This is a genomic window from Streptomyces sporangiiformans, from assembly GCF_005768555.2.
Classification (GTDB): domain Bacteria; phylum Actinomycetota; class Actinomycetes; order Streptomycetales; family Streptomycetaceae; genus Streptomyces; species Streptomyces sporangiiformans.
The window spans coordinates 1-1,967 of the sequence record NZ_VCHX02000234.1; the positions used below are offsets into that span (position 1 = coordinate 1).

At 73.0% G+C, this 1,967-nt stretch carries 1 protein-coding gene and 1 pseudogene; both read right to left on the bottom strand.

The annotated features are described in order from the left end of the window. Nucleotides 1–1,184 (bottom strand): annotated as a pseudogene (locus FGD71_RS35090) (PD40 domain-containing protein); the annotation flags it as partial. Between the two features lie 45 nt (nucleotides 1,185–1,229). Continuing rightward, entirely contained in the window at nucleotides 1,230–1,820 is a 591-nt protein-coding gene (locus tag FGD71_RS35095; protein ID WP_240436918.1) for a hypothetical protein, read from the bottom strand. Nucleotides 1,821–1,967 lie beyond the last annotated feature (147 nt).

A 1,967-nucleotide genomic window follows, 5' to 3' on the forward strand; every position in this document is an offset into this window, starting at 1 on the left:
ACGGCGAGCCCGAGCACCCGGCCGAGCTGCCCGGCGGCGAGCCGCCGCGGGGTCGCGCCGGGCGCGACGCCGGTGGCGGGCGCGAACTCCAACGCGTCGTCGCCCTCCGCGTCCGTCACCCACACCACGTGCTCCTCGCCGTCGACGCGGAAGGTGCGGGGCAGCCGGGCGCGTACGCCGTCTTCGGCGGCGAGGGCGCGGGCGGGGCCGGAGCGATGGGTGACCCAGTGGACGGCGCCGCGCACGGAGATCGCGCTGCCGCGTCCGGTGTGGTCGGGCGCGGCGGCCCCGAACCAGCGGGCCGCGTTCACGGGGTGCCGCCGCAGGTCGACGCGCTGTCCGCCGAGCCGGACGTCGAGCCGGCGCGGCTCGGCCCCGTCCAGGTCGTCGAGGAGCCACAGCTCACCGGCGGAGGAGTACACGACACGTGTGCCGTCGGTCGCCGCGTGCCTGGCGTAGAAGCCGTCGACCGCCGTGTGCCGCCGCAGATCCGACCCGTCGGCGAGGGACGAGTACACGGCTCCGACGCCCTCGTGGTCGGAGAGGAAGACGACCCTCTCCCCCACCCACGACGGGTACTCGATGTTCCCGTCCAGCTCCTCATGCAGCCGTACGAACTCGCCGGCTCCTTCTTCGCCCGCGGCCGCACGGTCGATCCACAGCTTGCCCGCCGTGCCGCCCCGGTACCGCTTCCACCAGGCGGCCTCGCGTCCCATGGGCGCGGACAGCAGCACGACACCGGGGCCGTGGGCGACATCGCCGACAGGCCCGTACGGAAGGGTGGTCGCCGGACCGCCGTCGAGCGGTACGGACCGCGCCCAGGTGCGCCGCAGACTGGGCTGCCCGTAGGTGCTGAGCGCGAGCACGTTCCCGTCCGGGGTCCAGCCGCGCACCTGGGTCTTCCAACTGCCCCAGTGCGTAAGGCGCGTGGCGGGCCCGCCGTCGAGGGAGGCGATGTGCACCTCGGGGGCGCCGTCACGGGTGGAGGTCCAGGCGACGGTCGTGCCGTCCGGTGAGATGCGGGGGTGGTTCACGGGGACGTTGTCGGCGCTGACCCGCCAGGCGCGGCCGCCGTCGAGCGGCGCGACCCAGACGTCGTCCTCGGCGGTGAAGGTGATCAACTCGCCATGGAGATGCGGATACCGGAGATAGGTCGAGGATGCAGCGGGTGCGGTCTGTGTCACCCGATCACCCTATGCAGCGACCCTTTCCCCGGCCAGAGGTTCGGATCACTTGCCCTGGACGCAGGAGCAGGTGGGGCGCGGGTGCTCGGTGACGGTCACGGTGACGGTGGGGCCCGGCTGCTCGTGCGGCGGTGTCGTTTTGTGATCGACGGGCGGAGTCGACTTGTGGTCGCCGGGTGGTGTCCAGGGCGGCTCCTTGCTCGGCTCGGCGGCGTCGCAGTTCCCGAGCACGTCCACCCGGAACCACTGCTTGCCGCCCACCTTGGCGGTGAGGTCGCCTCGTACGCACTTGCCGTCGATCTCCTGCGTCACCTTGCCCTTGATGGTGATGTCCTTGCCGTCCTTGGTCTCGCCCACGCAGTCGACGGTCGCCACGCTGCGCGGACTCGGCGAGTTCCCGGGCTTCGCCTTGTCCCCGTACGAGGCCGTGCAGCTGACCCACTGCACGTCGACGCCCTGGCGCTCCAGTTCCCGGGTGCCCACCTGGTCGGTGGTGATCGCGACCGCGACGGAGCTCACTCCGTCGCCGGGTTCGCAGGCGGTGGCCGCCAGCACGGTGACCGCCGCGAGTCCGGCCAGGGCCGGGGCCCTTCGCCGCGTCCGTAAGCCCTGCCGTATACGCCTCAATGCCCCCATAGACGGCAGCGTGCCACCCCGGACGGGGTCGCGGTAGACCGCATGCGGCCACGATGCGATGTGCGCGGGGGTCGGGTTTCTTCGCCCCCGCCGCCCCTACCCGTCCCATCCCGTACCTGGGGGCTCCGCCCCCAGACCCCCGATCGG

Excerpts from the sequence above, each read along its gene's own strand:
- FGD71_RS35095 (WP_240436918.1), bottom strand. The coding sequence starts at position 1,820 with ATGGGGGCATTGAGGCGTATACGGCAGGGCTTACGGACGCGGCGAAGG.